The following is a 25,972-nucleotide window of genomic DNA, read 5'->3' as shown; positions in this document are numbered from 1 at the left end:
AGGGCTCTGGCAGCGCGACCGGCAAGATCGCCTTGCCCGCGCCGCGTTGACCCGGATCAAGGCAGGCCACCACGGATCATGCGATACTAAAGCATTGTCATTTTCCAAGGAGTCGCTGCGATCCATGCCCGAAGACCTTTCCCGGCCTGACCCGATCCCTGCCGCCCCCGCCGCTGCCGAGGCGCCCGAAGCCACGCCTGTCGCCGACCATAGCCCAAGGGTCGTGCATCACCTGCCCCCGATCAGCACGCCCGAGCAGATCCGCGCCAGCTTTGAATCCGGCCATTACCCCTATGCGCGCCGCATGGGCCGTGTGCCCTACGAGGCGGAAAAGGCCCGGTTGCAGGCAGAATTGCTCAAGGTGCAGATCTGGGCGCAGGACACCGGGCAGAAATTCGTCGTGCTGATGGAAGGGCGCGATGCGGCTGGCAAGGGCGGCACGATCAAGCGGTTCATGGAACATCTGAACCCGCGCTATGCCCGTGTCGTCGCGCTGACCAAGCCCTCGGACAAAGAGCGGGGGGAATGGTATTTCCAGCGCTATGTCGAACATCTGCCGACGGCAGGCGAGATCGTGTTCTTTGACCGCAGCTGGTATAACCGCGCCGGGGTCGAACGGGTGATGGGTTTCTGCTCGCCGGCCGAATATCTGGAATTCATGCGCCAGGCCCCCGAGCTGGAGCGGATGCTGGTGCGCTCGGGGATCCGGCTTTACAAATACTGGTTCTCGGTCACCCAGGCCGAACAGCATGCCCGCTTTGCCGCGCGCGAGACCGATCCGCTGAAACGGTGGAAACTCTCGCCCATCGACAAGGCCAGCCTCGACAAGTGGCAAGATTACACCGAGGCGAAAGAGGCGATGTTCTTCTACACCGACACCGCCGATGCGCCCTGGGTGATCGTAAAGTCGAACGACAAGAAGCGCGCACGGCTGAACTGCATGCGGCATTTCCTGTCGACCATCGACTATCCCGACAAGGACCTGTCGGTGGTGCAGCCGCCCGATCCGCTGATCGTCGGGCGCGCAGCCAATGTGCTGGATGTGACCGGCCCGCACGCACGGACCCTGTGATCCCCGCCGCGCCGTTTGCACCGCGCGCAAGGCATTGCTATGGCGGGCGGGCAACTGGCGGGGGTGGACATGGCGACACTGGCGGAAATGGCGGTCGAGGTTCTGACCACGGCCGACGGGCGGGAAAAGACCGCGCTGGGGCGGCGCCATGCGGCGGCGTGGTTCGCCTCGCGCGCGGCGGGGGCGCCGCTGGACATCGGCCGCGCCAGCCCGCCCGACCGCCCTGCCCGGCCCGCGCGGCCCGAACTCTTGTCGCCCCGTGACATGCCGCGCCGCCGGCCCGGATCGCTGGCGGGGCGGCTGGCGCTGCTGCATGCGGTTGCGCATATCGAACTGAACGCCGTCGATCTGCACTGGGACATCATCGCCCGCTTTGCCCATGTGCCCATGCCGCTGGGCTTTTATGACGACTGGGTCAAGGCGGCCGACGAGGAATGCAAGCATTTCAACCTGCTGTGCGACTGCCTTGAAGCGCATGGCAGCCAGTATGGCGCGCTTCCCGCCCATGCCGGCATGTGGCGCGCGGCAGAAGATACCGCCACCGACTTCATGGGGCGCCTTGCCGTCGTGCCGATGGTGCTGGAGGCGCGGGGCCTGGATGTGACGCCGCAGATGATCGACATCTTCCGCGCTGCCGGCGACACGGGCGCCATCGCCGCGCTGGAAACCATCTATGCCGAGGAAGTCGGCCATGTCGCCTATGGGTCCAAGTGGTTCCATTTCCTGTGCGGACGCCACGAGATGGACCCCAAGGATGCCTTCCACGATCTGGTGCGGCGCTATTTCCATGGCGCGCTCAAGCCCCCGTTCAACGAGGAAAAGCGCGCCGAGGCCGGCCTGCCCCCCGATTTCTACTGGCCTCTGGCCGAGGAAGGCGCCCCCGAATTCGGCAAGAATTCGCGCAAGTCGGCGGATTGACGCCGGTTTCAAGCTTGAAAGGTTGCGCCGCCGTTCCTTGCGCGGCTAAGGATCCGCGTGGGGACTGGTCGCGCCATGGCTGCTGCGGCCTTATTGCCCGGACCTTGCGTCCGGGCCATCTGGAACGGGGACGACGGGCCGATGGCGCAACGCGTTTTGCAGCGGGTAAATCATGCACTTGAACGACGGTTTCCCGAGCAAAGGCTGTTTCTGAAGTCCGATACCGAAACGCGCTTCATCCGCCTGCGGCCCCTGACCCAGGCGATTGCGACGGTGGTGGGCGGCGCGCTTGTCGCCTGGACGATCCTGGCCACCGCCATTCTGATGATCGACTACCTTAGCGCAGGGAATGCGCGCGAACAGGCGCAGCGGTCCGTCGTGGAATTCGAACGCCGGCTGGACGCCCTGTCGCGCGAACGCGACGAGCGTGCGGCCGAGGCGGTGCGGGCGCAGGAACGGTTCAACCAGGCGCTGGCCAAGGTCTCGCAGATGCAATCGCTGCTGCTGGCCTCGGAAGATCGTCGCAAAGAGGTCGAGACGGGCCTTGATGTGGTGCAGCTGACCCTGCGCCGCACCATCCGTGAACGCGACCAGGCGCGCGGCGAAGTGGCCGAGCTCAAGGGCGAGCTGATCGCCAAGGGCGGCGAAGGCAGCCTCGAGGCCGCCCGCGCCCGCGAGACCGAGGCCACGGTCGATCTGCTGGCCGCGACGCTGGGCGCCACCGCCGTCGAGCGCGACACAATGGCCGAAAGCGCCGCCGCCGCCCGCGCCGAGGCCCGCGCCGTCGCCGAGGCCAAACGCAAGATCGAAAAGCGCAACGACGAGATCTTCCGCAAGCTGGAAGATGCGGTGACCGTGTCGATGGAGCCGCTGGACCGCATGTTCCGCGCGGCGGGGCTGAAACCCGACGAGGTGCTGCGTCAGGTGCGCCGCGGCTATTCCGGCCAGGGCGGCCCGCTGGGGCCGATGCGGATTTCGACCAAGGGCATTGATCCGAGCGCGGACGAGCTGCGTGCCAATACCGTGCTGAACGGGCTGGATCGCATGGCGCTGTATCGTCTGGCCGCCGCGCGCCTGCCCTTTGCCGTGCCGGTGAAAAGCGGCTTCCGCTTCACCTCGGGCTTTGGCTATCGCCGCGATCCCAAGGGCGCGGGCACCCGGATGCACGCGGGCACCGATTTCGCCGCCGGGCGCGGCACGCCGATCTATACGACCGGCGACGGTGTGGTCATCAAGGCCGGCTGGCATTCGGGCTATGGCAAGGCCGTGATCGTCCGGCACGACTTTGGAATCGAGACGCTTTACGCCCATATGTCCGAAATCCGCGTGAAGGAAGGACAACGGGTCTCGCGCGGGGACCGGATCGGTGATATGGGCAGTACAGGACGTTCGACCGGCACCCACTTGCACTATGAGGTGCGGGTTGGCGGCAAACCCGTGAATCCGATGATCTATATCAAGGCAGCGAGCAATGTTTTCTAAATCCAGGATCAACGAACCCGGTCCCAAGGCCCCCGAGCCGGAGAAGAAAGTGCCCGAGGCTGCGGCTGCTCCCGGTATGAAATCCGGTTCTGACTTTGCCGCCCCCGTCTCGCGCGGCAAGCCGGCAGCATCGGTGCTGTCGTCGGACCTGACCGTGGTCGGCAATCTCAAGACCACCGGCGACATTCAGGTCGAAGGTGTCGTCGAAGGCGATATCCGCGCCCATCTGCTGACCGTCGGCGAAAGCGCCACCATCCGCGGCGAGATCGTGGCCGATGACATCGTCATCAATGGCCGGGTGATCGGGCGGGTGCGCGGGCTGAAGGTGCGCCTGACCTCGACCGCGCGGGTCGAAGGCGACATCATCCACAAGACCATCGCCATCGAATCCGGTGCGCATTTCGAAGGCTCGGTCCAGCGTCAGGACGATCCGCTGTCCGAAGGCCGGCCCGGTCTGGCTGCCGGCTGATCCGGCACCGCAGCACGGCATTTCAGCGCCGCAGGCCCCGGGGGTCTGCGGCGCTTGTCGTTTCTACCCCAGCGCCCGGCGATACAGGTGCCAGCTGGCATGACCCAGCAGCGGCAGCACCAGGACCAGACCCAGAAAGGCCGGGATCATCGCCACGAACAGCAAGACGGCGATCAACAGCCCCCAGCCCAGCATCACCCCCGGATTGCGCCGCACCACGGCCAGCGAGGTCAGCATGGCGGTGACGAAATCGACCTCGCGGTCAAGCAGCATGGGCAGCGCGACCACGGTCATGGAAAACAGCACCGCCGAAAAGGCCGCCCCCACCGCCGTGCCCATGGCAATCATCGCAAGGCCGTTCGGGGTCAGGAAAGCCTCGTAGCTGGTGGAGATGTTGGTCATCACCTGAAGCCCCATGAACAGAGCAAAGATCATGTGGGCCAGGAAGTTCCAGAACAGGAAGAACACGACGATCACTGCGGCGATCGAGGGGATCTGGCGGTCCTTCTGGCGCAAGATCACGCCCAGGATGCCGGGCCAGTCCAGCGCCTTGCCCGCCTCCAGCCGGCGGCTGATCTCGTAGAACCCGACCGCGACAAAGGGGCCCAGCAGCGGGAAGCCCAGCGTGACGGGGATGGTCCACCAGACCTGCCCGGTGGTGGTCAGCGCCCACCACAGCAACCAGCCGCCCGCGACATAGACCGCGCTGAAGAACAGCCCGAACAGTGGCGCGCGGGTCAGGTCGCGCCAGCCCGCCTGCAGGCTGGCCGCCAGATCGGCGTTGGACAGCGCCCGGATCATGGCGGGTGGTGCGGCTTCGGTGTCGGCAGTGTGCATTGGTCCCTCCCCTGACTTGGGGTCAGAGTAGGTGCGGCAATCGGCCGCGAAAAGATCTTTTCACCGGGAAGGTTCTGCAAGGGCTGCGGGGGGCCAGCCCCCCGGCCCCCGTTCAAGGGGCTGTCGGCCCCTTGAAAATCCCCGAGGGTACTTGAGGAAAGATGAAGCATGAAACCGCAGGCGCCTGCCTGCCGGTATGGGCGATGGTGGTGCGGTTCATCGGCCCCGTTGGTGCGGCGGACCTTGCGGGGCCGCGCGATCGGGCTCAGTCGTCGGCCTGAGCCTCGGCGCGGGACTTGCCGGCCACATCCATCGCCAGCGTTGCGGCCATGAACTGATCCAGATCGCCGTCCAGCACGCCCTGGGTATCCGAGGTTTCAAAGCTGGTGCGCAGATCCTTGACCATCTGATAGGGTTGCAGGACGTAGGACCGGATCTGGTTGCCCCAGCCCGCATCGCCCTTGGCTTCGTGCTGGGCGTTGATCGCCGCGTTGCGCTTGTCGAGTTCCAGCTGGTAGAGCCGCGCCTTCAGCGCGTTCATCGCGGCTTCACGGTTCTGGTGCTGCGATTTCATCGACGAGGTCACGACGATATTCGTCGGCAAGTGGGTGATCCGCACCGCCGAGTCGGTGGTGTTGACGTGCTGGCCACCCGCACCCGAAGACCGGTAGGTGTCGATGCGGATGTCGTTGGCCGGGATCTCGATCTCGATATTGTCATCGACCACCGGATAGACCCAGACCGAGGCAAACGAGGTCTGCCGCTTGTCGCCCGAGCCGAAGGGGCTGATGCGCACCAGGCGGTGGACGCCCGATTCCGATTTCAGCCAGCCATAGGCATTGAGGCCCGAGACCCGATAGGACACCGACTTGATCCCCGCCTCTTCGCCCGGCGTTTCGGATTGCAGTTCGACCTTGTAGCCCTTGCGCTCGGCCCAGCGGGTATACATCCGCGCCAGCATCTCGGCCCAGTCCTGGCTTTCGGTGCCGCCGGCGCCGGCGTTGATTTCCAGAAACGTATCGTTGGCGTCTGCCTCGCCATCGAGCAGCGCCTCGAGTTCCTTTTCGGCGGCGTCCTTGACCAGATCCTTGATCGCGCTTTCGGCTTCGGAGACGATCTCGTCATCGCCCTCCATCTCGCCCAGCTCGATCAGTTCGACATTGTCCTTGAGACCTTGCGCGATGCGCTTGTAGGTCGCCACGGCGTCGATCAGGGCCTGACGTTCACGCATCAGCTTTTGCGCCTTGGCCGGATCGTTCCACAGATCTGGCGCCTCGATGAGGGCGTCGAATTCCTCCAGCCGGTGCGGTGCGGTTTCCCAGTCCATCCGCTGGGCGAGCAGCTTCAACGACTTTTCGATCGCTGCGACATTGTTCAGAGTTTCAGCGCGCACGGGACTATCCAGACTGTTCAGATCCGGCCCCTAGATACTCATTCGCAGCGAAAGGACAAGGGCCGACGGGGAACCAGGGGCGGGCTCTAGTAGAGCCCACCCGATGAAACGGTGCCAAAGTCGGCCTTTTTCGGGATGGCCTTGGTCTTGCCGCTGGCGGTGGTGACGGTTGTCGTCGCCTCGGACCCGTCGGTTTCGCCATAGGCGAACAGCGGCAGGTTAGATCCCATGGCGAAGCCGCCATCGACCATCACGCCAAAGCCATAGATGTCTTCCTGGCCTTCGCGGAAATATTCGGCGACGACATTGTCGCCCGAGGCGGTATCGGGCAGCCGAGAGCCGCTGAAACGGTCGACCTTGACCCAATAGCCCCCCGGCGGGACCTTGAATTTGGTTCCACCGTATTTCTTGACGGCCTCTTGCATGAAGCTTTGGAACACCGGGCCGCACATGCCGCCACCCGAGGCGCGGCCAAGGCTGCGCGGCTGGTCATAGCCGATGTAGCACCCCGCAACGATGTTCGAGGTATAGCCGATGAACCACACGTCCTTGGCATCGTTCGTGGTGCCGGTCTTTCCGGCCACCGGGGCGCCCACGGAAATGCCCCGCGCGGTGCCGCGCTGAACGACGCCTTCCATCATCGAGGTCAGCTGATAGGCGGTGATCGGGTCCATCACCTGTTCACGCTTGGCCACGATCCGCGGCGCGGCGCCCGGATCAAGGCTGGCCAGCCGGCAATCGCGGCACTCGCGCTGGTCATGGCGATAGATCGTCTTGCCCCAGCGGTCCTGCACCCGGTCGACCAGCGTGGGTTCCACCCGCTCGCCACCATTGGCGAACATGGCATAGGCGGCAACCATCTTGAACAGCGTGGTTTCCTCGGACCCCAGCGCATTGGCCAGGAAGGCGCCCATGCGGTCATAGACGCCAAAGCGTTCGGCATAGGCGGCGACCGTATCCATGCCGATTTCCTGCGCGATCCGCACGGTCATCAGGTTCCGCGACTGTTCGATCCCGGTGCGCACGGGCGTCGGGCCATAGAACTTGTTCGACGCGTTCTTGGGCTTCCACAGGCCTTGCGGGGTGTTCACCTCGATCGGGGCGTCGACGACGATGGTGGCCGGGCTGAAGCCATTGTCCAGCGCCGCCGCATAGACGAAAGGCTTGAAGCTGGATCCGGGCTGGCGCTGCGCCTGGGTCGCACGGTTGAACACCGTGTCCTGATAGGAAAAGCCCCCCTGCATCGAGATCACGCGGCCGGTGTTCACGTCCATCGCCATGAAGGCGCCTTGAATTTCGGGCACCTGGCGCAAGGACCAGCGCTGGAACTGGCCCTTGTTGTCAGTGACGGCGCGCACCAGCACCACATCGCCAACCTCCAGCAGATCCGACGGCACGCGCGCCTTGTCGCCCAGCCGGCCATTGGCCAGCCGCTTGCGGGCCCAGGTCACGTCATTGGCGGGAATTTCGTGGTCGGTGCCGTCCAGCCCCTCGATCCCGATGCGGGCGGTGGACTTGGTGGTTTCCAGAACGACCGCCGGATACCAGCCCTCGACATCGCGGGGCAGTTCCAGATTGGCCAGCGCCTCGCGCCAGCTGGCGTCCTTGGCCAGCAGCGCAGGGTCGATGGTCTTGCGGGTGCCGCGCCAGATGCCAAGGCCGCGGTCATATTTTTCCAGCCCGTCGCGCAGCGCCTTGGCGGCGATCTGCTGCATCTCGGGGTCGATGGTCGCGCGAATGGTCAGACCGCCGCCAAAGAATTCCTGCTCGCCAAAGCTCGAGGACAGCTGGCGGCGGATTTCATCGGTGAAATAGTCGCGCGGCGGCATGACGGACCGGAACGAGGCATAATCCCCGCCCTGCACCGTCTTGAGGGGCGAGGCGGTGGCGGTCTCCATCTGCTCGCGGCTGATGTAGCCATCCTCGAACATCCGGCGCAGCACATAGGCGCGGCGTTCCAGCAGCCGGTCACGGTTGCGCACCGGGTGAAAGTTCGACGGCTGGGTCGGCAGGCTGGCCAAAACGGCGGCCTCTTCGATCTTCAGCTCGTGCAGCGGCTTGTTGAAATAGGTCTGCGCCGCAGCAGTCACGCCATAGGAATTCTGGCCAAGGAAAATCTCGTTCAGATACAGCTCGAGGATCTTGTCCTTGGGCAGCGTTTCCTCGATCCGCGTGGCAAGGATGATCTCCTTGATCTTGCGCTCGCCCGTCCGCTCGCCGCCCAGCAGGAAGTTCTTCATCACCTGCTGCGTGATGGTCGAGGCCCCGCGCACCCGCTGCCCGCGCGAGCGCACCGCCTCGACAAAGGCCGAGACCATGCCTTTGGCGTCATAGCCATGGTGGGTGTAGAAATTCTGATCCTCGGCCGCGATGAAGGCCTGCTTGACGATGGCCGGCACATCCTCGATCGGGGTATAAAGGCGCCGCTCATGAGCGAATTCGTCGATGATCCGGCCTTCGGCCGAATAGATCCGGCTGATCGTCGGCGGCGTATATTGCGCCAGCGAGTCATGGCTGGGCAGATCGCGGGAATAGAACCACAAAACGCCGCCCACCATCAGCGCGCCAGCCAGCGCGCCAAGGGTGACGAAGGTGAAGATGGCCCCGAAGAAAGAGCCGACAAACCGGATCACGCGCCAAAACCCCCGAATGGCCTGAGGGTTTTCCATACAACGCACGGGCTGCCGGGTCAAAGCCCGAGGCAGGATGCGCTTTCACATCCCGTTCACCTGAGGTCGAACAGGCCCAGCTGATCGCCCGGCCGCGGTGGCGGGCGAAAGAGGTCGGTGCGAAAGGCGGTGCGCGGCGCCTCAAGGCCAAGGCGGCGGACAGCCGCGGCAAAGCGGCGGGCCAGCAGATCGGCCCACAGCCCCTGCCCCTTCATCCGGGTGCCGAAATTCGCGTCATAGTCCTTGCCGCCGTGCCATTCGCGGACCCGGCCCATGACATGGGCGGCCTTGCCGGGCGCGTGGGTCAACAGCCAGTCGCGGAACAGATCCGCCACCTCCAGCGGCAAGCGCAGGCCGATGTAGCTGGCATTGCGCGCGCCGGCCTCGCGCGCGGCCTGCATCAGCGATTCCAGTTCGTGATCGGTCAGGCCGGGAATCACCGGGGCTATCATGGCGCGCACCGGAATGCCGGCGGCGCTGAGGCGGCGGATGGTTTCCAGCCGCCGTTCGGGCACGGGCGCGCGCGGCTCCAGCCGGCGGGACAGGGCGCCGTCCAGTGTGGTCAGCGACACGCCTACCCCGACCAGCCCTTGCGCGGCCATGGGTGCCAGCAGATCAAGATCGCGTTCGACCAGGGTGCCCTTGGTGGTGATGCCGACCGGGTGGCGAAAGGCGGCCAGAACCTCGATCACCTCGCGCATCACGCGGTGGTCCCGCTCGCAGGGTTGATAGGGGTCGGTGTTGGTGCCGATGCCGATGGGCGCCGGGACATAGCCCTTGCGCCGCAGCTCGCGGTCAAGAACCTTGCCGATGCCGGGCCGCGCGATCAGCCGGGTTTCGAAATCAAGGCCAGGCGAAAGGCCAAGATAGGCATGGGTCGGCCGGGCGAAACAGTAGATGCAGCCATGCTCGCACCCGCGATAGGGATTGATCGAGCGGTCGAAATAGAGATCGGGCGAGCGGTTCCACACCAGCGCCGAGCGCGGGGTTTCCAGCCGCACATCGGTGGTCAGGCGCCGCTCTTCCTCGGGGATGTCCCAGCCGTCATCGAAGGCCGCGCGCGTTTCCCGCTCGAACCGGCCCGAGGCGTTCGAGCCGGCACCACGGGCGCGCAGGCGCAGATGTGGGGGTATGGTGGACATGATCCAGCATACGAACAAATGTGGAACACTTGCAAGTGGCGTTGGGGCGCGAGGGGGCGCTGCCCCCTGTTGCTGTCCCGCCCGTGACCCGCGTGCACTTGCCCCCGGGATATTTTTATCAAGGCGAAAGGGGGGCCGGGATTTTCGCACCCAGACTGTCCACCAACGGCGCCGGATCCGGCAATGTTCGCAGCGGACCGCGGGGGGTTCATCTGTCCGAAAGTATCCACTGGATTTTCAAGGGGTGTGCCCCCTTGAAGCGGGGGGGCGCCATTGGTGCGCCATTGGTTCGAGACCCATTGGCGCCGGGCGGCCTCCCCCGCCACCCTAAGCCAATGTCGATCAGCGCGTCAGGACAAGCCGGTCGCGCGACATTTCGACCTTTTCGAAGCGGTTCAGGAAGTCCATTCCCAGCAGCGAGATGCCAAGCGGCCCATCGCCCACCGAGGCCGGCAGATCGCCCAGCGGCTCGCCGTCCAGGCGCACGTCCCTGAGCGTGATGCGGGCGGTGCGGATGGTGCCGTTCGCCGTCTGGGCCGAGCCGAAGAACGCAAGGCCGCGCCGGTCGATGCCCAGCCGGTCGGTATCGCGGTCCGACAGAACGACGGTGCTTGCGCCGGTATCGACCATGAAGCGCACCGGCGTGCCGTCAATGTCCAGCGTGAGATAGAAGTGATCGTCGGGCGCGCGGGCCACGACGATCTGGCCATCTTGCCGCAGCACCGCCTGATCGGGGGCGCGCAGGCTGAAATCCTTCCAAAGCCCGTATCCGGCCGCCAGCCCGACGACGATCAGCAGCCAGGCCAGTGACTGACGCGCCATCTGGCCCAGGCGGCCCCGGCTTTCGACGACCAGCCAGCCGATCACCGCCGAGCCCAGAACGACCAGATAGGCCAGCCTTGCGAAATCGTCACCGCTCATGCGCGCACCTCCTGTGTTTCCCCTAGATGGGAAGCCCAAGGGGCGCGCGCCAGTTGCCGATGGATCATTCCTCGGCGTCGTCCTCGGCCGCCTCGGCGATGCGGGCGACCGAGGCCACCTCTTCGCCCGATCCGTTGAGGTTGAGCACCCGCACCCCGCCGCCCGAGCGGGCCATGAAGCGGATCCCATCGACCGGAATGCGGATCGACTGGCCCGAGGAGGTTGCAAGCATCACCTGATCCGACATCTCGACCGGGAAGGCCGCGACCAGCGGGCCGCCGCGCATCGCCGCATCCGAGGCCCGCACGCCCATGCCGCCGCGCCCGCGCACCGGGTAGTCGTGGCTGGAGGTCAGCTTGCCAAGGCCCCCGGCGGTGATGGTCAGGATCAGATCCTCGGCCGCCGACATTTCGGCATAGCGTTCGGGCGACAGCTGGCCGGCCTCGACCGCCTCGTCCTCGTCGTCTGCGGTTTCATCCTCGAGAGCGCCAGCGATCAGGCGGCGCTGCTTGAGATAGGCCGCACGTTCCTCGGCGCTGGCGTCGAAGTGGCGCACCACGGCCATGGACACCACACGATCGCCCGTCGCCAGCCGAACGCCGCGAACCCCGGTCGAATCGCGGCCCTTGAAGACCCGCACGTCGGTCGTCTGGAACCGGATCGCCCGGCCCAGCGAGGTGACCAGCAGCACATCGTCGCCTTCATCGGCGATCCGGGCATTCACCAGGCTGACGCCATCCGGCAGCTTCATGGCGATCTTGCCGTTGCGCATGATGTTGGTGAAATCCGACAGCGCATTGCGGCGCACATCGCCATCCGAGGTGGCAAAGACGATCTGCAGATTGTCCCATTCCACCTCGGGCGCATCCACCGGCATCAGGGCGGCGATGGAAACCCCTGGCTGGATCGGCAGGATGTTGACGATGGCCTTGCCCTTGGCGGTGCGCCCCGCCAGCGGCAGGCGCCAGCATTTCAGCTGATAGACCATCCCGTCGGTGGTGAAGAACAACAGCGCCGTATGGGTGTTGGCCACGAACAGCGTCGTGACGACATCGTCTTCCTTAGTCTGCATCGAGGCCAGGCCCTTGCCACCCCGGCGCTGCGCGCGGAATTCGGCCAGCGGCGTGCGCTTGATGTAGCCGCCCGAGGTGATGGTGACGACCATGTCCTCGCGCTCGATCAGATCCTCGTCTTCCAGATCGCCGCCCCAATCGACGATCTCGGTGCGGCGCGGCACGGCGAACTGGTCTTTGACGTCGCGCAGCTCGTCCGAGATGATCGCCATGATCCGCTCGCGCGAGCCGAGGATGGCCAGGAAATCCTTGATCTTGGCGGCCAGCTCTTCCAGCTCGTCGGTGACTTCCTTGACGCCCAGTTGGGTCAGGCGTTGCAGGCGCAGCTCCAGGATGGCGCGAGCCTGGGTTTCCGACAGGTTGTAGGTGCCGTCGTCGTTCATCTTGTGGGTCGGATCATCGACCAGACGGATGTAATCGGCGATCTCGGCGGCCGGCCAGCGGCGCGTCATCAGGCGGTCGCGCGCCTCGGCGGCATCGGCGCTGGCGCGGATGGTGCGCACAACCTCGTCGACGTTCGACACGGCCACGGCCAGACCGCACAGGATATGGCTGCGATCGCGCGCCTTGTTCAGTTCAAACGCAGTGCGGCGCACCACGACTTCCTCGCGGAAGGTGATGAAATGCGTCAGGAAATCGCGCAAGGCCAGCGTTTCGGGCCGCCCGCCGTTCAGCGCCAGCATGTTGCAGCCAAAGCTGACCTGCAGCGGCGTGAAGCGGAACAGCTGGTTCAGCACGACATCGGGCGTTGCATCGCGCTTGAGTTCGACCACCACCCGCACGCCGATCCGGTCGGATTCGTCGGCCACCCCGGCGATGCCTTCGAGCTTCTTTTCGCGCACAAGTTCCGCGATCTTCTCGATCATCGCGGCCTTGTTGACCTGATAGGGGATTTCATCGACCACGATGGCAAAGCGGTCCTTGCGGACTTCCTCGACATGGGTTTTCGCCCGGATCAGCACCGAGCCGCGCCCCTCAAGATAGGCCTTGCGCGCACCGGACCGGCCAAGGATCTGCCCGCCGGTCGGGAAATCGGGGGCCGGAATGATCTCCATCAAGCGTTCGCTGGACAGATCGGGGTTTTCGATCAGGGCCAGCGTGCCGTCGATCACCTCGCCCAGATTGTGCGGCGGAATGCGGGTGGCCATGCCGACGGCGATCCCTTCGGCACCGTTGACCAGCATGTTGGGATAGCGCGCCGGCAGGACCACCGGCTCGCGGTCCTTGCCATCGTAGTTGTCCTGGAAATCGACCGTGTCCTTGTCGATATCGGCCAGGAGGAAGGCGGCGGGCTTGTCCATCCGCACTTCGGTATAGCGCATCGCGGCGGCCTGATCGCCATCCATCGAGCCAAAGTTGCCCTGCCCGTCCAAGAGCTTGAGCGACATGGAAAACGGCTGTGCCATGCGCACCAGCGCGTCATAGATCGCGCTGTCGCCATGGGGGTGGTATTTCCCCATCGTATCGCCCACCGGACGCGCCGACTTGCGATAGGGTTTGTCGTGGGTGTTGTTCGTCTCGTGCATCGAGAACAGGATGCGCCGGTGCACGGGCTTGAGCCCGTCGCGCAGATCGGGGATCGCGCGGCTGACGATCACCGACATCGCATAGTCGAGATAGGCCGAACGCATCTCGGCCGAGATATCGACCTGCGGGCCGGAATGGGTGGGGCGCTCCGGCATTTCCGGTGCGGTATCAAGGTCTTCCGGGCGGTCGCTCACGTTCGCTCGATCTCTGGCTGGAAGGGGGCCTTGCGGCCCCAGATTTGGTTGCGCGGACTATAGACCATGCAAGGGCTTGGGTGCAAGGCAAGGTGCCCCGGCCATGCTGGCAGCCACGGCGCGTGAGTGACAACATATTGTTTTCATTGATTAACAACCCGAATCTGGCAATCTGGAAGCAGGAGGACAGATACGGAGACAGGAATGCGAGACAGTGCAAGCGAGACGGAGCTGATGCTGAAGGGCTATGGGCTGACAACGGCAGAGTTCTTTTACCGGATGCCGGATTACCAGAGGGTGCTGAACAGCTATATCTGGCAAGAGTACGATCTGGCCCCCGATCACCCCCGGCTGTTCGCCTTTATCGAGTTCTGGCAGAAGAACATCGAAGGACCGCTGCATTCCGTGCGCTTCACCCATCGCAAGCTGATCTCGCCGGGGGAATGGCGCAATGTGACGGGGGAATTCACGTTGCATTGAGCGAGGCGAGGGGGCGCGCCCCCTCGCGCTCCCTGCCCAAGGGGGCTGTCTGCCCCCTTGGAACCCCCGAGGGTATTTGGAAAAAGGCAAAGTTGGACAGTGAGTTCACAGTCCCTGCGCCGCGCCCGATGTTTCGGGCACAGCAGCCATCCGGGCGGGGCACGGGGGGCTATTCGCCTTGATCCAAATATCCCCGCCGGAGGCTTCGGCCCCAACCATCCGCGCCAGCGCCTGGCAGAAGAGCCGCCCGCCCGAAAGCGGGTTCTGGCAAGGTCAGGGAATGATGCGGGTATATTTGATCCCGGCCAGCGTGGCCCCGGCGATCAGGCCCGACTGACCAAAGACCAGCGCCACGACCGGCGCGTTCTCGGTGGTTTCCTTGCCGATGCTGGCGCCCTGTTCGGGCAGTGCATAGCGGGCATCTGCCCCGACCGCCCAGCCATCGGCGCGGCGGAACTGGCCAAGTGCCTCTTCGGTCATGAAGAACAGCGCATGGGCATATTGCTGGGCGCCGATCTGAAAGCCGATCGTGGCGCGCACGGCGGCATAGTAATCCACCGTCACGTTATTGATCCGCAGCGCGCCGCGCCCGAAGCCGCCACCGATGCCCAGCCCGGCCTCGGTCACCAGAGGGATGAACAGCACGCCCGCGGCCTTGGCCGCCAGATCGCGTGTGCCGGGGTAGCGGCTGAACAGGAAATCGCGGGTCGCATCGACGCGGGCGTCGATCGTCTCGCCGCCGCGCGAGCCAAGGCCGTTGCCGCAGGCTGCCAGGGCAAGACTGGCGCCAAAGCCCGTCAGAAGGCCGCGCCGGGGAAGGCTGGTGAAATGGGTCATCGGGTGCTCCGCCTCTGGTTGGGGCTTTGATGCCCCTTGAGCGGCACAGTAACAAGCCTGCGCGGCCCTGTCATCGGTTCCGTGCGGCGCTGCGCGGCAAGTTGCCGCGTCAGCCTTGCAACATGCGCGCCATGGCCGGGGCGAAATAGGTCAGGATGCCATCACAGCCGGCGCGCTTGAAGCACAGCAGGCTTTCGGCCATCGCCTTGTCGCCATCGATCCAGCCGTTCTGCGCCGCCGCGCGGATCATCGCATATTCGCCCGACACCTGATAGGCATAGGTCGGCGCGCCGAAGGCATCCTTGACCCTGCGGCAGATGTCCAGATAGGGCATGCCCGGCTTGACCATGACCATGTCGGCACCTTCGGACAGATCGCGGGCCACAAGGCGCAGCGCCTCGTCGGAATTGCCGGGGTTCATCTGGTAGGTCTTCTTGTCGCCCACCAGCCGGCCCGAGGCGCCGACCGCATCGCGGAACGGGCCATAGAAGCAGCTGGCGTATTTCGCGGCATAGGACATGATCGTCACATCCTTGTGGCCCGCGGCCTCCAGCGCCGCGCGCATCGCACCGATCCGCCCGTCCATCATGTCGGACGGGCCCAGGATATCGGCCCCCGCCTCGGCCTGAGCCAGGGCCATCTTGACCAGCGCCTCGACCGATTCATCGTTGAGGATGATGCCATCGCGGACCAGCCCGTCATGCCCGTTGGCATTATAGGGGTCGAGCGCGATATCGGTCATCACGGCCAGATCGGGCAATTCGGCCTTGAGCGCGCGGATCGCCCGGTTGGTCAGGTTCTCGGGGCTCCAGGCCTCGGCGCAGTCTTCGGTGCGCAGGGCAGCGTCGGTATAGGGAAAGAGGCAGATCGCCGGGATCCCCAGCGCATGGGCCTCGGCGGCACGCACAAGCAGGCGGTCCAGCGACAGGCGCGCGACGCCAGGCATCGAGGGGATCGGCTCTTCGATCCCCTGCCCGTCGCGGATGAACACCGGCCAGATCAGGTCGGCCACCGACAGCCGGTGTTCCTGCACCAGATCGCGCAGCGCAGGCGTGCGGCGCAGGCGGCGGAAGCGGGTGGTGGGATAGGGCGCAAAGGTCGGGGTCATGGCAGGTATCCGGCGTGACGGGCAACACTGCCTGCCTGCCACACATGCCCGCGCATCTCAAGGCTGGGAATCCCCGGGCGAGGGGGCTAGAACGATCCCCGTATCAGCCAGCCAGAGGTCACAGGTGGATCTGACCCGGACTATCATCGAAACCATCGACATGCGGTCGTTCTCGAACCTGTGGTTCTGGATCGCGTTGGCGGTGATGTGGTCGACCGCAAGCCACTGGGTGATCGGCGTTCCATGGGACATGGTGCTGCGCGCCCGCCGCAAGGGCGGCGCGGTGCAGCAAGAGGTCGAGGATCTGGCCCGCATCTATACCAGCCGGCTGCTGTATATCGGCCGGGTCTCCGGGACATGGCTGATGGTGCTTGTCACCTCTGGCCTGTCGGGTCTGTGTGTCCTGGGCTTCTGGTACGGGATCCAGTTCTGCCAGGCGGTCTTTCTGCTGGCCTGCCCCATGAGCCTGGTCGGCCTGATGTCGCTGCGCGTCGCGCGGCGGATCGAGGCGGGCGAAAATGCGGGCGATGCGCTCTATCGTCGGCTGCGGCTGCATCGGTTCAATGTCCAGGCGGTCGGCATTGCGTCGATCTTCTTCACGGCGCTGTGGGGGATGTTCCAGAACCTCTCGGCCTCGGTGCTGGGGAACTAGGGATGGCGCGGATCGTTGCCGGGGGCGCGCCCGAGGGATTCGATGCCACTTTGGTGCTGCGCGAGGCGGCCAAGGCGCCGGTGATCCATGTCGCGCGCGACGACAAGCGCGCCGAGGCGATGCGCGCGGCTCTCGCCGTGCTGGCGCCCGATCGGCTGGTGCTGGCCTTTCCGGCCTGGGACTGCCTGCCCTATGACCGCATCTCGCCCAACCCCGAGGTGTCGGCGGCGCGCATGGCGGTGCTGGCGGGCCTGGCCCATGGGCTGCCGGTGCCGCCCATCGTGATCACGACGCTGTCGGCGGCCACCCAGCGCGTGCCCGCGCGGGACACCGTGCGATCGGCCAGCTTTGCGGCCCGTGTGGGTGATCGGGTGGACGAGGGCGCCTTGCGCGCGTTTCTGGTGCGCGCGGGGTTCGTGCAATCCCCCACCGTGGCCGAGCCCGGCGATTGCGCCTTGCGCGGCGGGATTGTCGATGTCTGGCCGCCCGGGATGGATGCGCCCTTGCGGCTGGATTTCTTTGGCGACCAGCTGGATGCGATCCGCCGCTTTGACCCGGCAACACAGCGTTCCGGCGATCGGCTGACCCATGTCGATCTGGCGCCAGTGTCCGAGGTCATTCTGGACGATGCCGCGATCACCCGGTTCCGCCAGACCTATCGGCTGGAATTCGGCGCGGGCGGCAATGACGATCCGCTGTATGAATCCGTCAGCGCGGGGCGCAAGCACGCCGGGATGGAACATTGGCTGCCGTTCTTTCAGGACCGGCTGGAGACATTGTTCGACTATCTGCCCGGCGCGACCATCACGCTGGACGATCAGTCCGACGCCATGCGCGCCGCCCGCTGGGAGGCGATTGCCGATCAATACGATGCCCGGCGCGAGGCGATGGCGGCCAAGGGGCGGATGGATTCGGTCTACAAGCCCTGCCCGCCGGACCTGCTGTATCTGGACGATGCTGCATGGGATGCCGCGCTGGCCGGTTCCCGCACCGTCCAGTTCCACGGCGCGCCCCAGCCCCCCGGCCCCGGCGTCATCGACGCAGGCGCCCGGCGCGGGCGCAGCTTTGCCGCGGAACGTCAGGCCGAAGGGATCAACCTGTTCGCCGCCGTCGCCGACCATATCCGCACGCGCAAGGGCGCGGGCCATGTCGTGCTGACCCACTATTCCGAAGGCTCGCGCGAGCGGATGGCCGGCCTTCTGGCCGATCAGGGCATGACGGGGGCGGAACTTGTCGACGATCTGCGCGCCCTGCCCGCAGCGCAGCCCGGCAAGGGGCGGCTTTATCTGGTCATCTGGCCGCTGGAGGAAGGGTTCGAGGCGCCCGGACTGACCGTGGTGTCCGAACAGGACATCCTGGGCGACCGCATGGTCGGCCGCCCCCGCCGCAAGCGCAAGGCCGAGAACTTCCTCAACGAGGCCTCCAGCCTGTCGCCCGGCGATCTGGTGGTGCATGTCGAACATGGTATCGGCCGCTTCAAGGGGCTGGAGACGATCACCGCACTGGGCGCGCCGCATGATTGCCTGGCGCTGGAATATGCTGGCGGTGACCGCCTCTATCTGCCGGTCGAGAATATCGAGCTTCTCAGCCGTTACGGGCATGAGGAAGGCCTGCTGGACAAGCTGGGCGGCGGGGCCTGGCAGGCGCGCAAGGCGCGGCTGAAGGAACGCATCCGCGAGATTGCCGACCGCCTGATGCGCGTCGCGGCCGAGCGCCACCTGCGCGCGGCGCCCGTCCTGATCCCGCCGGATGGCATGTGGGATGCGTTCTGCGCCCGCTTTCCCTATGTGGAAACCGATGACCAGCTGGGCGCCATTGCCTCGGTGCTGGACGATCTGGCCAATGGCTCGCCCATGGACCGGCTGGTCGTGGGCGATGTCGGCTTTGGCAAGACCGAGGTCGCGATGCGCGCGGCCTTTGTGGCCGCCATGGCGGGGCTGCAGGTCGCAGTGATCGCGCCTACCACGCTGCTGGCGCGTCAGCATTATCGGTCCTTTGCCGAAAGGTTCCGGGGGTTTCCCTTGAACGTCAGGCCACTATCGCGCTTTGTTACCGCAAAGGAGGCATCGGCCACCCGCGCAGGCCTTGCCGATGGCACCGTCGATATCGTGGTCGGCACCCATGCGGTTCTGGCCCAGGCGGTCAAGTTCATGCGCCTTGGCCTGCTGATCATCGACGAGGAACAGCACTTTGGCGTCGCCCACAAGGAACGGCTGAAGGAACTGCGATCCGATGTCCATGTCCTGACCCTGACCGCAACGCCGATCCCGCGCACGCTGCAACTGTCGCTGTCCGGGGTGCGCGATCTGTCGATCATCGCAACGCCCCCTGTCGACCGTCTGGCGATCCGCACCTATGTGTCGGAATTCGACACCGTGACGATCCGCGAGGCCCTGCTGCGGGAAAAATACCGTGGTGGCCAGAGCTTCTTCGTCGTTCCTCGCATCTCGGATCTGCCGGATATCGAGGACTTCCTGCGCGAGAACGTGCCCGAAGTGTCGGTCATCACCGCCAATGGTCAGCTTGCGGCCGGCGATCTGGATCAGAGAATGAACGATTTCTACGATGGCAAGGCCGATGTTCTGCTGGCCACCACCATCGTCGAAAGCGGTCTGGATATTCCCACCGCCAACACGATGATCGTGCATCGGGCCGACATGTTCGGCCTGTCGCAGCTTTACCAGATCCGCGGCCGTGTCGGCCGGTCCAAGACCCGCGCCTATTGCTATCTGACAACAAAGCCGCGTATGCCCTTGACGCCGCAGGCAGAAAAGCGGCTGAAACTTCTGGCCAGCTTTGACAGCCTGGGCGCCGGGTTTACGCTTGCCTCGCACGATCTGGACCAGCGCGGCGCAGGGAACCTTCTGGGCGAGGAACAATCCGGCCATATCAAGGAGGTCGGGTTCGAACTTTACCAGCACATGCTGGAAGAGACGATCGCCAAGATCAAATCCGGCGAGATCGAAGGGCCGCAAGCGCTGGACAGCGACTGGTCGCCGCAGATCAACCTGGGCGTTCCTGTCATGATCCCCGAGGATTACGTCCCGGATCTGGATGTCCGCCTTGGGCTTTACCGCCGCCTGTCGGGCCTTTCGGGCAAGGTGGAGCTGGAGGGCTTTGCCGCCGAGCTGATCGACCGCTTCGGACCCGTCCCGCGCGAGGTGAACACCCTTCTGCTGGTCATGCGCATCAAGGCGATGTGCAAGAAGGCCGGCATTGCGCGGCTGGACGGCGGGCCCAAGGGCGCCACCGTCCAGTTCCACGGCGATAAATACCCCAATCCTGCAGGGTTGGTGGAATATCTTCAGGCCGATCCGCAGCACACCAGGATCAAGGACAACAAGCTGGTCATCGCCCGCGACTGGTCGTCGGAAGCCGACAAGATCAAGGGCGCCTTTGCCATCGCCCGCGATCTGGCCGAACGCGCCAAGCCGGGCGCGGCGCCCAGACAGCCGCCGCGCCCCAGCGGTCCGGCCCCCAAGCCGCCACCACCGCCGCCGCCAGTCAAACCGATGCCGCGCGCCGTGCCGGTGGAACGGCGCAAGCTGGGGCCGCGCGACAAGCCGATCTTCCCCGGACGGCGCAAGTGACCCCGATCCTGCAACGCCGCCTGCCGCAGATGCCCTGGATGCAGCCGGCCACCGCGCGGCTGCCCGGCATCCAGCCCGTCGCGCCCGGCGACTGGCTGCGCCTGGACGAGGCCTTTTCCGGCCAGATGGCCGAACGTGACCGGCTGATTCGGGAAATCCCGCATGCCATCCATGCCTTGCACCCCGAAGCTGAACCTGCGGCGCAAGAGTTGCTGGATCTGGTGCTGACGGCCCTTCCGGCGCTTGGCCATGTGATCAAGGGCGATCGCGTGCAGCGCCCCGATGGCGTCACCGTCCTGCTGGACCGCAGCGCCCCTTTGCTGACCCTGGGCCGGCTGGTGCAGGAAGATTTCTGCATCCACCTTGCCAGCGGCCCCGAACACGCGCTGATGGGCGCCATCCTGTGCTTTCCGGCCAGCTGGACATTGGCGGAAAAGATCGGCCGCCCGCTGACCGGCATTCACACCCCGGTCGAGGTGTATGACGATGCGCTGGCCGCCCGCGTGCAGCGCCTGTTCGATGCCGTGCGTCCCGAACAGCCGCTGTGGCGCGCCAATGCCTTGCTGTATGAGGACCCGGCGCTTTACCAGCCGCGCCGCGAGGGCGAGCGCCGCCCGAGGCCCCAGTCCAGAAACCACCTGAGGTCTGAGCGCCAATGCCTTGTCAGACTTCCGAAAACCCGCGCCGTGGTGTTTTCCATCCACACCACTGTTGTCCATGTCGATGACGTGGACCCGGCCGCGCTTGAGGCCTTTCGCGCGCTCCACCCCTAGGCTGCGTGCGCCACCACCGAGGCGAGCGCCGCATCATAGTCCGCCAGCCCTGATCCGGGCCGCCCGCCTGCCTCGGACAGCAGCCGCCGCCAGGACCGTGCGCCGGGCCGCCCGGTGAACAGGCCCAGCATGTGCCGCGTCACCTGATGCAGCCGCCCGCCGCGTTCCAGATGCCGCGCGATATAGGGGCGCATCGCCTCGGCGGCCTGCTGCGGGGTGGCAACGGGATCATCCGCCCCCCACAGCGCGCTATCGGCCCCCAAGAGCACCGAGGACGGGTCATGATAGGCCGCCCGCCCGAACATCGCCCCGTCCAGCCCCCGCGCCAGCAGATCCGGCACCTGACCCAGCGAGGTCAGCCCCCCGTTGAGGCAAATCTCCAGATGCGGAAAGGCGCACTTCATCTCGACCACCAGCGGGTGGTTCAAGGGCGGGATCTCGCGGTTTTCCTTGGGGCTGAGGCCTTGCAGCCAAGCCTTGCGGGCATGGATCACGAAATGCCGCACACCGGCGGCCGCGACGGTTTCCAGAAAGGCGGGCAAGACCTCCTCGGGCACCTGATCGTCAACCCCGATCCGGCATTTCACCGTCACCGGGCGCGGCTGGGCTGCGATCATCGCCGCCACACATTCGGCCACCAGCGCAGGACGCTCCATCAGCACGGCGCCAAAGCACCCCGACTGCACCCGATCCGACGGACAGCCGCAATTGAGGTTGATCTCGTCATAGCCGAAATCCGCCCCGATCGCCGCCGCCTGCGCCAGCTGCGCGGGGTCCGATCCGCCCAGTTGCAGCACCACGGGATGCTCGGCCGCATCGAACCCCAGCAGCCGCGCACGATCGCCATGAATCACCGCCGGCGCGGTGACCATCTCTGTCCACAGCTGCGCGCGCCGCGACAGGGTGCGGTGAAAGGCGCGGCAGTGCCGATCCGTCCAGTCCATCATAGGCGCGACGGACAGGCGGGCGGCCGTTGATAAATCATGTTCTTTAATTTTATCAGCCACTTATCTTCGCCTTACCTTTGTCTCGTTCTGGCCTGTTCTGTCCCGGATACGCCGATTTCGACGCTGAACTTGGCACAATGTACCAGATAGGATTCCCATGTACCAAGTCAGCAGGTGTTCATGGGCTCGATCAATCGACGCAAGCGAACGGATGGCCGCAGCTATCTTGCGCGCGTGCGAGGGATGCGAGACGGAAGCTCCTATCATGGCACGACGACCTTTGACAGGCGGCCTGCCGCAACCGACCTGATAAAGGAAGCGCGAGAAAGCGCGCAAAACCAGGTGCCTTGGAGGAGCTGAACGTAGCTGATCCTCCGCTGTCCAAAGCGATCGAACGCTACACCTGGGAACCGCTGGCCATCTGGGCTGCTACGCGATCTTTGGACAGATTTCCGGGTGATTCAAGCTACTGCCTGCACCTGCTGATCGTTGAAGCAGACCACGGCGGGCGGTTGGCCTCCATGGGCGGTGTGGGGGCGATGATGGCTACAGAAGGTGACCCAGCGCCCGATCCCGGCCTTGGCCTGCGATTCGGTTTCCCAAGCGTGCAGGTAGACGCATTCATACTTCAAGGACCGCCATAGGCGTTCGATGAAGATGTTGTCGATGCAGCGACCCTTGCCGTCCATCGAGATCCGAGTGCCGATCCGTTTCAGCCGGTCGGTCCATGCGAAGGACGTGAACTGGCTGCCCTGATCGGTGTTCATGATCTCGGGCGGGCCGAAGCGGTGGATCGCCTCGTTCAGCGCCTCGACGCAGAAGTCGGCCTCGAGTGTGTTCCATACCCGCAAGGCTAGCCCCGTCCGGGTGTGCCAGTCCATGCCGGGGGTTGAGCCTCGCAGGTCGATCTGACAGGACCTGACCTCGGAAAATGACCCATCGACAGGAGACGCCCATGGCACGCTGGTTGGCAATTTTTGAGGACCAACCCGAAGAACAATCGTCGTTGGTGCGCAAGCAATTCGCCAAGGATCACCTCGACTACCTCTCGTCGAATGAGCACGGCATCTTGTTGGCCGGGGCGCTGCGCGACGAACCCGAGGGCGGCACTTGCGGCGGTGCCTGGGTTCTGGAGGCCTCATCCCGCGCGGATGCGGCTGCGCTGTGCGAAAACGACCCCTTCTACCGCCACGGGGTAAGGAAATCCTATCGGCTGTATGCATGGGGCAAGGCGCCGGTCTTTGGTGCTGTCAGCCTGTAGGACGCGCCCGGCTGGTCGCAGCGGCGCCTCAGCCATGCCGCGATTTGCAGGCAGTCCTGAGGCAACCACGCCGGACGCACGGTCGGGGCGGTCAACCTGTCCGGGCAAGGGCACCCTTGGAGGGTGCCCTTTTTCGGCGCTCAGGCGGCGTCCTTCAGCAGGCCCTCGGCCTTCATCGCTGCGATCACGGCGGGGCGGGCGGCAATGCGGGCCCGCAGCGCGTTGAGGTGCGGATAGGCCGACAGATCGTGCTGGATATAGGCCGACCAGTTGGTCACCGTGAACAGATAGGCATCTGCAGGCGAATAGGCGGCGCCCATCACCCAGTCGCGCCCGTCAGCCAGACGCGCCTCGACCAGGGCCAGGCGCTGGTTCAGAAGGGCGATCTGTGCCTCGCGTGCCGCGCCCTCGAGGCCGCGGAAGAAGGGGCCATAGGTCTTGTGAACCTCGGTGGCGATGAAGTTCAGCGTCTCCTGCAGGCGTGCGCGTTCCAGCGTGCCCTGAGCGGGCAGCGCGCCCGGCGTCAGGTTGTCGGTCACGAACTGCATGATCGCAACGCCTTCGGTCAGAACCTCGCCCGAATCAAGCTCCAGCGCCGGGACGGCGCCGCGCGGGGTGATCGCGGCAAAATCGGCACCCGTCTCGGTGGTCTTGCTGCGCAGGTCGGCGCGTTCGATCGCAAAGGGCTTCCCGGTTTCGGCCAGCGTGATGTGGCAGGCCAGCGAACAGGCGCCGGGGGAATAGTAAAGTTTCATGACGTCTCCGTTGACAACGGGCAGGCCGTGTATCCCGCCGGTGGGCGACGCTAGCACTTCGGCTGGAGGATGCCAGCCGTCACCAGCCGCGCAATCATGCGCAGTCGCTGTGCATGATTGCGCGGCGCAGAGCAGGGGGGCGCCCCTCTGACGCAGGCGAGGATCTGATGGCGGCCCTTTCGGTCGGAGCCAAGGCGGACGCCCGGACTTACGAACCCGACGACAGTCAGGACGCCGAGGTGGTTCTTGCACTGGCCTGATATGCGATCAGAGCGGCGCAGCAGGTTGGCGAAAGACATCCTCAATCACAAAGCGCCCTTGCCTCCTTGTGCCAGAACTATCGCGGGCGTCCGGTCTTGTCTGTCGCCCGCGCACCAATCCCGGGGCATCATGAAGTCCCCTGGCCCACAGCCCCAGCTCGCGGGCCTCGGCTTCGGGGGCCACATAATCCCGCCCATGGCGTTGACAGGACAGCCCCTGCCCTGCAAGCCTCCCGCCTGATGCGCCTGCTGCTGGGTCCGCGGCGTGTCACCATCCTGATGGACATGGACGCGGCCTGGCTTGCGGGCGCGCAGCGGGCCAAGGTGCCCGAAGGCGTCGCAACCCTGCCGCCGGTCAGCATTCACGCGATCAGCGCCGCACTGTCCGACCTGGTGACCGGATGAACGCGACCGCCCGCGACTTCAAGCGCGCGCGGCGCAAACGGGACGCCCTGCGCGGGCGACCCGGGCCCGGGCGGTTCGAGGCGCTGGTGAAAGGGCTGGCCGGCTGGCCGTCGAGGCGGCGCCACCGCCACGCTGTTCGGGCTGGAAGGCCCGCTGCGCCATACGATCCGGTCTGACCTGTGCCTGCAGGGCTGGCGCTGGCCCGATGCCAACGCCATGGCGCGCGATCTGATGGACGATGCTTTCCGCCGGGTGAACGCCACCCGGCCGACCTGGAACGAGGGGCAACTGGAATGGACCGTGGAAGCCGGAACCCTGATCGAGCGGACCCGCTGCGTTCGCTGTCACAAGCCATTGCCCGAGGGGCATCACAAGTTCTGCGGGGAACTGTGCGCGGATGCCCACAACAAGAACCTCAACAGGATCAAGGAGGCCAACGAGGACCATCTGTTCGATCACATAGTGAAGAAGCGCGGGTATCACTGGATCTGACTGCGCGCTGCGAACATTGCGGCTGCGAACTCGGCAACGTGAGGGCCAATCGTTCGTTCTGCGGCAAGCGTTGCCAGAGGGCATACTTCAACAGCCTGACATCGCAAGCTTTACTTGATGAGAAGGCTGGCCGAACCTGTGCAACCTGCGGGGTGGAGATTTCACCCCATCGGCGGGCAGATGCCGCTTATTGTTCCGCGTCCTGTCGCCCGCGATTGCTGGCGGCCAACAAGACATGCCCGCACTGCGCCACCACCTTCAGGCCAACACGCCATTCGCAGGTTCACTGCTGCCGGGACTGCAAGACTGCAGCGAAGCGGATGCGCGCCCGTCGAAACTGCGCGTGGTGCGGCGTCAACTTTCAGGGAAAGAGCCACCGCGACAAGTTCTGCTGCATGTCGTGCGCGGGAAAGGCGGCATACGCAGCCGGCAGGCTGGCAATCGGCAAGTGCAGGCCGCCCCTGCCCGCTTTGACAGGCTGTTCGGACAGGACCCGAGTCCGGGTCGTTCCCCGGCGGGTTGTCCTGTTCCCCGGCTGGTCCCCCAAAGCAAAAACCCCGCCGGTGGGCGGGGTCTTTTGCATCGTAAGTCTTAGTTTTGTTTGGTGGAGCCAAGGGGAGTCGAACCCCTGACCTCTTGAATGCCATTCAAGCGCTCTCCCAACTGAGCTATGGCCCCACCGGAGGTCCGAAGCTGCGATCCGTTTCCGTTACCG

At 65.5% G+C, this 25,972-nt stretch carries 21 protein-coding genes, 1 tRNA gene and 1 pseudogene; 11 read left to right on the top strand and 12 right to left on the bottom strand.

Features of this window, described 5'->3' with window-relative positions; all coding sequences use genetic code 11:
* Window positions 1-124 precede the first annotated feature (124 nt).
* The 4 genes from ppk2 to G481_RS0102180 all read left to right on the top strand — a co-directional run bounded on the left by ppk2 (window position 125) and on the right by G481_RS0102180 (window position 3,941).
* Window positions 125-1,072, top strand: coding sequence for a polyphosphate kinase 2 (ppk2, locus tag G481_RS0102195; protein ID WP_051294244.1), 948 nt, complete (start codon window positions 125-127; stop codon window positions 1,070-1,072).
* Between the two features lie 69 nt (window positions 1,073-1,141).
* Window positions 1,142-1,990 (top strand): ferritin-like domain-containing protein, encoded by an 849-nt coding sequence (locus G481_RS0102190; RefSeq protein WP_051294271.1) that lies wholly within the window; start codon window positions 1,142-1,144, stop codon window positions 1,988-1,990.
* Window positions 1,991-2,131: 141 nt separating this feature from the next.
* The gene (locus tag G481_RS0102185; RefSeq protein WP_028028542.1) at window positions 2,132-3,472 is read left to right on the top strand and encodes a M23 family metallopeptidase; all 1,341 of its coding nucleotides are present in this window, start codon (window positions 2,132-2,134) and stop codon (window positions 3,470-3,472) included.
* Complete coding sequence (locus tag G481_RS0102180) at window positions 3,462-3,941, top strand: bactofilin family protein (protein ID WP_028028541.1); 480 nt, start codon at window positions 3,462-3,464, stop codon at window positions 3,939-3,941. Before G481_RS0102185 ends, G481_RS0102180 begins: the two co-directional genes overlap by 11 nt.
* 63 nt (window positions 3,942-4,004) lie before the next feature.
* On the opposite strand, the gene G481_RS0102175 is transcribed toward G481_RS0102180, so the two are convergent.
* The 6 genes from G481_RS0102175 to gyrA all read right to left on the bottom strand — a co-directional run bounded on the left by G481_RS0102175 (window position 4,005) and on the right by gyrA (window position 13,697).
* Window positions 4,005-4,778: a DUF2189 domain-containing protein gene (locus tag G481_RS0102175; protein WP_028028540.1), complete on the bottom strand. Its 774-nt coding sequence runs from the start codon at window positions 4,776-4,778 to the stop codon at window positions 4,005-4,007.
* Window positions 4,779-5,043: 265 nt separating this feature from the next.
* Window positions 5,044-6,171, bottom strand: coding sequence for a peptide chain release factor 2 (prfB, locus tag G481_RS0102165; RefSeq protein ID WP_028028539.1), 1,128 nt, complete (start codon window positions 6,169-6,171; stop codon window positions 5,044-5,046).
* Between the two features lie 86 nt (window positions 6,172-6,257).
* Complete coding sequence (locus tag G481_RS0102160) at window positions 6,258-8,804, bottom strand: penicillin-binding protein 1A (protein WP_028028538.1); 2,547 nt, start codon at window positions 8,802-8,804, stop codon at window positions 6,258-6,260.
* Window positions 8,805-8,896: 92 nt separating this feature from the next.
* Window positions 8,897-9,982, bottom strand: coding sequence for a PA0069 family radical SAM protein (locus tag G481_RS0102155; RefSeq protein ID WP_028028537.1), 1,086 nt, complete (start codon window positions 9,980-9,982; stop codon window positions 8,897-8,899).
* Window positions 9,983-10,324: 342 nt separating this feature from the next.
* Window positions 10,325-10,903: a retropepsin-like aspartic protease family protein gene (locus G481_RS0102150; protein ID WP_028028536.1), complete on the bottom strand. Its 579-nt coding sequence runs from the start codon at window positions 10,901-10,903 to the stop codon at window positions 10,325-10,327.
* 64 nt (window positions 10,904-10,967) lie between these two features.
* A complete protein-coding gene (gyrA, locus tag G481_RS0102145; RefSeq protein WP_028028535.1) occupies window positions 10,968-13,697 on the bottom strand; it encodes a DNA gyrase subunit A in 2,730 nt (909 codons plus the stop codon).
* A 204-nt stretch (window positions 13,698-13,901) separates the two neighbouring features.
* Between gyrA and G481_RS0102140 the strand changes: the two genes are divergently transcribed.
* Complete coding sequence (locus G481_RS0102140; RefSeq protein WP_028028534.1) at window positions 13,902-14,177, top strand: usg protein; 276 nt, start codon at window positions 13,902-13,904, stop codon at window positions 14,175-14,177.
* Between the two features lie 273 nt (window positions 14,178-14,450).
* Here the strand turns inward: G481_RS0102140 and G481_RS0102135 are convergent, their stop codons facing one another.
* Both G481_RS0102135 and hemB read right to left on the bottom strand, forming a co-directional pair.
* Window positions 14,451-15,014 carry a lipid-binding SYLF domain-containing protein gene (locus G481_RS0102135; RefSeq protein WP_051294243.1) on the bottom strand — a complete coding sequence of 188 codons (564 nt, stop codon included), beginning with the start codon at window positions 15,012-15,014 and terminating at the stop codon, window positions 14,451-14,453.
* A gap of 109 nt (window positions 15,015-15,123) precedes the next feature.
* Window positions 15,124-16,122, bottom strand: a complete 999-nt coding sequence (gene hemB / locus G481_RS0102130; RefSeq protein WP_028028532.1) for a porphobilinogen synthase — start codon at window positions 16,120-16,122, stop codon at window positions 15,124-15,126.
* A 124-nt stretch (window positions 16,123-16,246) separates the two neighbouring features.
* Between hemB and G481_RS0102125 the strand changes: the two genes are divergently transcribed.
* The 3 genes from G481_RS0102125 to G481_RS22625 are packed head-to-tail and all read left to right on the top strand — an operon-like array spanning window position 16,247 to window position 21,137.
* A complete protein-coding gene (locus G481_RS0102125; RefSeq protein ID WP_028028531.1) occupies window positions 16,247-16,774 on the top strand; it encodes a hypothetical protein in 528 nt (175 codons plus the stop codon).
* A gap of 2 nt (window positions 16,775-16,776) precedes the next feature.
* Complete coding sequence (gene mfd / locus G481_RS22630) at window positions 16,777-20,364, top strand: transcription-repair coupling factor (RefSeq protein WP_084450586.1); 3,588 nt, start codon at window positions 16,777-16,779, stop codon at window positions 20,362-20,364.
* Window positions 20,361-21,137 (top strand): heme-dependent oxidative N-demethylase family protein, encoded by a 777-nt coding sequence (locus G481_RS22625; protein ID WP_051294242.1) that lies wholly within the window; start codon window positions 20,361-20,363, stop codon window positions 21,135-21,137. Before mfd ends, G481_RS22625 begins: the two co-directional genes overlap by 4 nt.
* Here the strand turns inward: G481_RS22625 and dusA are convergent.
* Together dusA and G481_RS22620 are read right to left on the bottom strand one after the other, a co-directional pair.
* The gene (dusA, locus tag G481_RS0102110) at window positions 21,134-22,144 is read right to left on the bottom strand and encodes a tRNA dihydrouridine(20/20a) synthase DusA (protein WP_281171633.1); all 1,011 of its coding nucleotides are present in this window, start codon (window positions 22,142-22,144) and stop codon (window positions 21,134-21,136) included. The two genes, G481_RS22625 and dusA, sit on opposite strands and share 4 nt — an antisense overlap.
* Before the next feature lie 446 nt (window positions 22,145-22,590).
* Window positions 22,591-22,965: pseudogene (locus G481_RS22620) on the bottom strand (transposase); the annotation flags it as partial.
* A 74-nt stretch (window positions 22,966-23,039) separates the two neighbouring features.
* Here G481_RS22620 and G481_RS0102100 point away from each other — a divergent pair.
* The gene (locus tag G481_RS0102100; RefSeq protein WP_051294241.1) at window positions 23,040-23,345 is read left to right on the top strand and encodes a YciI family protein; all 306 of its coding nucleotides are present in this window, start codon (window positions 23,040-23,042) and stop codon (window positions 23,343-23,345) included.
* Window positions 23,346-23,485: 140 nt separating this feature from the next.
* Here G481_RS0102100 and gstA read toward each other — a convergent pair whose 3' ends face one another.
* Window positions 23,486-24,100 carry a glutathione transferase GstA gene (gstA, locus tag G481_RS0102095; protein ID WP_028028528.1) on the bottom strand — a complete coding sequence of 205 codons (615 nt, stop codon included), beginning with the start codon at window positions 24,098-24,100 and terminating at the stop codon, window positions 23,486-23,488.
* A 500-nt stretch (window positions 24,101-24,600) separates the two neighbouring features.
* On the opposite strand from gstA, the gene G481_RS25805 reads away from it, so the two are divergent.
* Both G481_RS25805 and G481_RS26610 read left to right on the top strand, forming a co-directional pair.
* On the top strand, window positions 24,601-24,765 hold the full coding sequence (locus G481_RS25805) for a hypothetical protein (RefSeq protein WP_154664501.1): 165 nt from the start codon (window positions 24,601-24,603) through the stop codon (window positions 24,763-24,765).
* Window positions 24,766-24,981: 216 nt separating this feature from the next.
* Complete coding sequence (locus G481_RS26610; RefSeq protein WP_245594910.1) at window positions 24,982-25,257, top strand: hypothetical protein; 276 nt, start codon at window positions 24,982-24,984, stop codon at window positions 25,255-25,257.
* A gap of 602 nt (window positions 25,258-25,859) precedes the next feature.
* Here the strand turns inward: G481_RS26610 and G481_RS0102075 are convergent.
* Window positions 25,860-25,935, bottom strand: a tRNA-Ala gene (locus G481_RS0102075).
* Window positions 25,936-25,972 lie beyond the last annotated feature (37 nt).

It is taken from the genome of Gemmobacter nectariphilus DSM 15620 (genome assembly GCF_000429765.1).
Lineage (GTDB): Bacteria > Pseudomonadota > Alphaproteobacteria > Rhodobacterales > Rhodobacteraceae > Wagnerdoeblera > Wagnerdoeblera nectariphila.
The sequence above is the reverse complement of the archived record's forward strand: the minus strand, read 5'-3'. Positions and strand labels throughout refer to the sequence as shown.